Here is a 6,964-nt window from a genome sequence, read left to right as displayed (position 1 = left end):
GTGCCTCCGGCCGACGGTCAGCGGTTCAACTGTCCGAAAGCCGGTCGACGACGCTCGGCCGTCGGTGTTCGCGGCACCGCGTGTCCTTACTGCGCCGCACACCCCGGGGCCTGTGGGGTGCCGGCGAAGCGGTCGGCGAGGTAGTTCATGCCGCCGAGTGCTTCACCCGCGCCGGCTCCGATACGTCCCGGGATCAGCGAGCGAGTCGCGGTGAGGGTGGCGCCGGCGGCGCAGTAGGCATCGACAAGGGCGGTGTAGCCGGCGACGGGGATCTTCTCGTCGGAGACACTGTGGTACAGGTAGAGCGGCGCGTCGGGGGCGGTACCCCCGAGTTCGTTGGGGACGGCTGCCGCGCGGAAAGCGGGATGCGTCGGCAAGTTGGGCACCGCGGCGAGGTCGTCGATGTGGGTATCCGGGTACTTCTGGGCCAGATCCGCACCGCAGGCGGATGTATCCGCGGTTCGCAGCGCACTGCGCCCCTGGTCGTTCAGCAGATCGGCCGGCCTGGAATCGGGTTCGTTGCGGGCCGGCCCGAGCAGGATCAGTATCGCCCCCGCCTCACCGTCGGTGTGTTCGGCCATGGACGGGATATCGGTCGGGACGCCGCCGGCGCTGACACCGGCGAACCCCACGTCGGGTGCGTATTCCCGGCGCAGCTGCGCGGCCCACAGCGTGGCGAAGGCTCCACTCGAGTACCCGTGGGCCCCGATCGGGCCGGCGGCATCGAGCCCGGCCGGAGCGAAGGACCGGGCAGCCCGGGGCTGCGTTCCCGCAGAGGGCGCCTGCCGCTGTTCGAAAGCGGTGACCGCGACCGGACACGCCCGCCCCTCCACCCGGTTACGACAAGACGGCGACCGGTCCCAGATTTCGCAGCCGGAATTTTGGCGGAAATGTGACATATAAAATATGTCGTCAACTGTCTACGGCTTCGGGTGCCGAAGTGAAACCGCTCGGGCGGGTGGCCGGATAGCTCGAGATTTCAGCAATATCGGAGGGTGGTCGCGGAACGCATTGCCGCCGAGCGGGTTTGGCCGGCCATGCAATGCATGGGCCCTAACCTGCCCATTTGGGGGAACTGGGACCACTGGTCGACCGCCCCGGCCGGATGCCGGTGCAGCGTGGAGGGGCCGATCGCACCGGCCTCTCGCTTGCGGTGGATCTGCCGCACCAATACTGTGCCGACACAAGAGATGTCCTATAGGGGACAATCTCTCGGATCTGTCGCTGTTATCTTCATTGGAGTTCCCGGCATTGACCAAGTCTCTACCTTCGTCCGAAACCGATACCGCCGGATGCCCCTACTCCGTTCAAGGTCCGACCGGTGCCCCGCCACGCGTTGCTCTGTACACCGAGGAGTATGCCGCCGATCCGCATCGTGTCTTCGTCCAGATGCGTGACCGGTATGGAACTCTCGCGCCGGTGGAGTTGGCCCCGGGCATTCCGGCCACGCTGGTGCTCGGATACCACACCGCGATCGATATCTTCAACGACCCTGCGCACTTTCCGGCCGACGCGCGGTCGTGGGAGAAGACCGTTCCTGCCGACCACCCGCTCATGCCCATGATGGCATGGCGTCCCAATGTGATGCGTAGTACCGGACGGGAACATGCGCGGTACCGGCAGGCGATCACCGCCGCTCTCGACGGGGTGGATCTCTTCTCGATGCACCAGAACGTCGAAGAGGTTGCCGCGCCGTTGATCAACGGCTTCTGTATGGACGGCCGCGCCGAGGTGATCGGTCAGTACGCCTTCCCGCTGACGTTCCAGGTGCTCAACGCCATGCTGGGTTGCCCGGCGGATCTGGGGCAGCACATCGCCACGGGGATGGCCGACATGTTCGAAGGCGGCGCCGCCGCCACCGACGCGGACGCCAGGATCAACGAAGCACTTCTGGAGCTGGTCGCACTCAAACGCGCCGAACCCGGCCGCGACATCACCTCTCGTCTGATGGGCCATTCGGCCGGGCTCGGGGATGCGGAGATGGTGCACCAATTGGCCGTGCTCTACGGGGCGGGGATAGAGCCGCTGACCAATCTGACGGTCAACACCCTGCTTCTCATGATCACCGACCCGCGATTCATCGGCACCTCCTCACCCGGCGCGGCCCCTACGACCCGGGACGCGCTGAACGAGCTGCTGTACACGGATCCGCCGATGGCGAACTACTGCCTCAGCTACCCGAGGCAGCCGATAATGCGGGACGGAGTCTGGTTGCCCGCCGATCAGCCGGTCGTCATCGGCATGTCGGCGTGCAACAACGATCCGGTGATCCACTCGGGCCAGTACACCGACAACAACGCGCATCTCGCATGGGGTGCCGGCCCGCATGCCTGCCCCGCCAAGTCGATCGCCTATATGGTCGCCCAGAACGCGATCGACCAGTTGCTCGACGCGCTCCCCGAAATGCGGCTCGCCTGCTCGGTCGACGAACTGCGCTGGCGGCCGGGGCCTTTCCATCGCGCGCTCTCCGCGATGCCCGTGGAGTTTCCACCCTCGCCGCCGCTCGGACTGTGACCTCGTCGCGGTGCAGTCACTTGCGGCTGCACCGCGATGATCCGCACTGTTGCCGGTATGCCGTGACCCGGTCTCGCTGCCGGGGCATTTAAGATTTTCTACATTGAATGCCGTTGCGCCGCAATATTTCCGGCGATACGGGGCCGCGTTGCCAAGAGCGTCAGTGATAGCGCGGAACGATCATGCTGTAGCAGGCTTTGTCCTAGAATCATTCGTAGCGCTAACGAGCCCAGAACCGTAAGACCGCTTCGTATCCGCATTCTTGCCAACCATCCGCCGATCCCATGGATCGGCAGCGCATCGGCAGCACTGTCGATATTTTCGACATGTCCGACTCGCCGGTGACATCCAGCAGCGCGCAAACCCTTGCCGCATCGCACCGAGGAGGATGTCGTGTCTCAGCCCGTTTTCTTGGACGTCAGGCCGAGTAAGGAACGCATTTTAACCAGAGCATTCGAGCTCGCGCAAGAGGATCCGGCATTGGCGGAGCGTTTGTTGCGCGTGAACGAAGTAGCCCGAGGCATTCGAACGGTGGAGGTCTGGGTTACCGACGCCTGTAATCTGCGGTGCAAGGGCTGCTGGTTCTTCGAGCACGATATGGACAAGCAGAGCGTCGAGATTCGTGATCTGGACACGATCCGCGCGTTCGCCGAAGACCTGCGCGATTCCAAGAAGATCACCAGTACGCTCCTGATCGGCGGTGAGCCGGCGCTGGTCCTGGATCGCGTCCGCGTGTTCGCGGAGACGATTCGCAATGTCACCGTGGTGACGAATGGGACGCGGCCGATTCCCTATGACGGGCTGGAAGATCTCGCCATCGCGGTATCGCTGTGGGGCGGTGGTCCGGTAGACGACGAGTTGCGTGGTCACGGGCCCAACGGCCGGCGGATGAGCGGGTTGTTCGGCAAGGCGCTGCGCACATATGCCGGCGACCCGCGGGCCACCTGGGTCTACACGCTCAGCGAGGCCGGGATGCCGTACCTCGAACGAACCGTCGAGGCCATCGCCGCGAACGGCAACCAGATCAACTTCGGGTACTACAGCGACAACGGCACCGATCCCACTGCGCGACTACACAATGAAGAGCGGGCGATCGAGGAAATGACTCGCATGCGCGAGACCTACCCCGACACCGTCATCGGCGATCCCTACTACTTCCGCACGCTGGTGACCGGCCGCACGCATTGGGGTACCTTCGGTGCGGAGACCTGCCCCAGCATCAGCAACGATCACCCGGCGCATGCCCAGCGCCTGACCGAGGGTCACCCTATCGTCGGCCGCTTCAACGCGTACCGGACCGATCACAGTGTGCAGTACTGCGCCACCACCGGAGACTGCGACAACTGCCGGGACAGTCAGGCCGTATGGAGCTGGCTGCTGGTCAACATGCACCGCTTCCTCGGCGATCGAGATCGGCTGAACACCTGGGTGACGCTGGCGGAGAACTTCTATCGCCAGTACTACTGGTCCAGTTACCATCCCGCCCGGCAGGCATCACCAGCCGAATCGGCGGTCGGTGCCTAGAGAAGGCGATTCCGACCATGGCCCCAATGTCTCTGGAGAAGGCGCGGCTCTTCTCGGATGTCCTTCGCGGCGACCCCGGCGCCCGGATCCTCTGGGCACGGCCGGGGGCCGACCGGCATCGGCAATACGAAAAGGTCCGCGCTCGAGGTGCTCTGGCGACCAGCCGTCGCGGCCTGCTGTTCACCGCCGCCCACGGCTCGAGCCAGCAGGTGCTCACCGGCGGTGACTTCGGACCGGCGCCCATCGGGGCGTCGGCCCGACGCCGTCACGCGGCCGGCGATGTCACGCTGGTGCATCCGGTCGACGACTCCTTTCTGAAGCTGGAACCGCCGCGGCACACGGAGCTGCGGTCCCTGGTCGCTCCCGTGTTCCACCGGCGCGAACTCGCCGACCTCGGCCCCCGGATCGAAAAGATCGTCGGGCACTGCCTGAACGGGCTTCCTCGTGGCGGGCCCACCGATCTGATCACGAACTATGCCGAAGCCGTTCCCATGGCGATGATCTCGCAGCTCCTCGGGCTGCCGGATACCGAGGCCCCGCGCTTCGCGGCCTGGGGAAACGTGCTCGCCTCATTGCTGGACGGTGCCCGAACAGCGGAGGAAGGGCAGCGTTCCCGTGCCCTCGTCAGCGAGATGACAGCGTACTTCAGGGATCGGCTGACCCACGCCGACCCGGAGGGCCCCGGGCTCATCGCCGGCTTGGCGCAGCAGTGTCCGGCCCAACTGAGCCTGCGCGAGGCCATCGCCACGTGCAGCATGCTGCTGGTCGGCGGCTTCGGCACCACCACGCATCTGCTCGGAAACACTCTGCACACGCTGCTGCGGCAGCCGCACCTGCGCCCGGGCGATGGCGATTACACGGCGGTGATCGAAGAGTCCCTCCGCTTCGACACCCCCGTCCAGTACGTCGTCCGGGTCGCCAAGACCGATACCCGGCTCGCCGGACGGCCCATCACCGCGGGAACGCCGATCGTGGTGCTCCTGGCCGCGGCGAATCGTGATCCGGAAATCTTCACCGACCCCCACGTATTCGATCCCCTGCGCCGGGAACCTCATCGCCATCTCACCTTCGGTGCGGGGATCCACTTCTGTCTCGGCGCCGCGCTGGCCCGTGCGGAAGCGGCTATCGCTGTCCAACGCTTCTTCGAACGCTATCCGAACGCGCACGTCGCGGGGAAGGTGACGCCGCTGCGGTCCCGCGCGCTCCACGGGTTGCGCCGGCTGCCTGTCATCCTCGAGGAGTGATGTGAGGGCTTCCTCTTCGCCGTGTCGAGCCGCCGGAGCGGGCGCCGTCGCGGCGTTCGAGGGGTTGTGCCCGGTGGCCCTTGGTGACCTGATCGTCGGGAAGGTTCACATGCTGCTCTCTTGCGTGGTCGATACCGGTTGTCGCGGCCCGACCCACCATGGCAGCTGGTGCGATGGCGTGCCGGCGAGTGCGGCGTCGGCGTGACGTCGACCGAGTTCGATGGATGACTCGATGAATTCGCGGTCGAAGTACAGGTAGCTGAACAAGTCGCCGCGGCGCGGGCCGTCGCCGCCCAGCGCGCGGCCCAGCATCCGCAACTCCGCCTGACGCAGCGTCGGCCCGATTCCGCTCTGATGACGGCGTCGATCGGCGAAAACCTCTTCGGCCAGGTTGCCCAGGGTCGCTCGCGTGGGCGGTGTGAGGGGGAGGAAGGGGATGATCTTCTTCGGCAGCTCGGCCGTGGTGGCGGATTCGGTCGAGGCCACCAACGTGTTGACTTTGGCCAGCGTGCGCACATCCTCGATCATCCGGTCGACCAGCGCGGCATCCATCAGCCGCACGATGACGTCGTCCACGTCGGGCGGCAGGTTGGTCGCGGGTGCCGGCGATACAGGGTCGATTACCGGGTGGGTTGCCACCACCACGATCGCATCGGTGCCCAGCGCGATCGCTGGTTTGAGTGGCGCGTTGAGTCGTATTCCGCCGTCCAGATACCAACCGGCCCACGGTGGCGGATCGCTGACGTGTACGGGTGGGAACACGACCGGAATCGCCGCCGAGGCGAGCACATGCTCGGCGGTGATCTCGGCGGCCACATAATCGATCGGCCGTTCATCGTCGGACGGCGGCGGCGGTGCCGTGCCGGCGCGGTCGACGAATACCACGGTGCGATTGTCCGCACCGGATGTAGCGACCACAGCCAACATGGCCCGCCCGTCGGCGATATTGCGGCGCAGCATATTCCAATCGATGGCGGTGCGGGCCGTGTGGTGCAGGGGAGAAGTATCGAGCAGACCGGTCAGTTGTACTCCCGGTATACCCAGCAGCTGACCGGCAGCGCGGCCGGCGAGGCGAGGCAGGCCGATAGCCGGGGACCGGAACACGTCGTCGACGGTGATGTCGCGCCACACCTGCAGCGCCCGCTGGGCCTGCTCGTCCGGCGGCAGATGGGACAGGGCGGCGAAGACCGTCGCGTTGATGGCTCCGGCGCTGGTGCCGACGAAACGCACCGTGTCCACACCCGCGTTGCGCAGGCGCGGTACCAGCACCGAGAGCACGCCCGCCTCGTAGCCACCGCGTGCTCCCGCACCCGCGACGACGACGCTCACCCGGTGGGGAGGAGTACCGGACCGGTCGATCATCAGTGACCTCCTTTTGCTCCGGTGAAGTTCCTGCTCAGCAGTGCGTCGGGAAATACATGCCGCATTCTCAGGGGCGAATGCCCAGGTCCTGGCATGTCGCCGACGCCGGAAACGGGTACCGATCGCCTGCCAGGATATGAGCAATTCACCTTGTGGGCCGTCAGCGATCGGCCCCGCGCGTCGAGGCGCCGGTGACCTCTTCGCCACCGAACGGCACGTCGCCGAGCACCTCGGCGGCCGCCGCGGCGCCTCGTGGGCGTGACGGGCGTCCGGAACGGCGGACCGTAGGCCGGCGCGGGGTCGCGCGTCGCGCCGCGGCG

At 66.4% G+C, this 6,964-nt stretch carries 5 protein-coding genes; 3 read left to right on the top strand and 2 right to left on the bottom strand.

Going from position 1 to position 6,964, the window contains the following annotated elements:
• Window positions 1–86 precede the first annotated feature (86 nt).
• Window positions 87–833, bottom strand: coding sequence for a lipase family protein (locus ACLML9_RS13855; RefSeq protein ID WP_411945901.1), 747 nt, complete (start codon window positions 831–833; stop codon window positions 87–89).
• Between the two features lie 586 nt (window positions 834–1,419).
• Between ACLML9_RS13855 and ACLML9_RS13850 the strand changes: the two genes are divergently transcribed.
• The 3 genes from ACLML9_RS13850 (at window position 1,420) to ACLML9_RS13840 (ending at window position 5,282) form a co-directional block, all read left to right on the top strand.
• Complete coding sequence (locus ACLML9_RS13850; RefSeq protein ID WP_411945900.1) at window positions 1,420–2,514, top strand: cytochrome P450; 1,095 nt, start codon at window positions 1,420–1,422, stop codon at window positions 2,512–2,514.
• A 531-nt stretch (window positions 2,515–3,045) separates the two neighbouring features.
• Window positions 3,046–4,038, top strand: coding sequence for a radical SAM protein (locus ACLML9_RS13845; RefSeq protein WP_411945899.1), 993 nt, complete (start codon window positions 3,046–3,048; stop codon window positions 4,036–4,038).
• A 26-nt stretch (window positions 4,039–4,064) separates the two neighbouring features.
• The gene (locus ACLML9_RS13840; RefSeq protein WP_411945898.1) at window positions 4,065–5,282 is read left to right on the top strand and encodes a cytochrome P450; all 1,218 of its coding nucleotides are present in this window, start codon (window positions 4,065–4,067) and stop codon (window positions 5,280–5,282) included.
• Window positions 5,283–5,387: 105 nt separating this feature from the next.
• Here ACLML9_RS13840 and ACLML9_RS13835 read toward each other — a convergent pair whose 3' ends face one another.
• Window positions 5,388–6,644, bottom strand: a complete 1,257-nt coding sequence (locus ACLML9_RS13835; RefSeq protein ID WP_411945897.1) for a patatin-like phospholipase family protein — start codon at window positions 6,642–6,644, stop codon at window positions 5,388–5,390.
• Window positions 6,645–6,964 lie beyond the last annotated feature (320 nt).

Source organism: Nocardia sp. NPDC002869 (assembly GCF_046764065.1).
Taxonomy (GTDB): Bacteria; Actinomycetota; Actinomycetes; order Mycobacteriales; family Mycobacteriaceae; genus Nocardia; species Nocardia rhamnosiphila.
The sequence above is the reverse complement of the archived record's forward strand: the minus strand, read 5'-3'. Positions and strand labels throughout refer to the sequence as shown.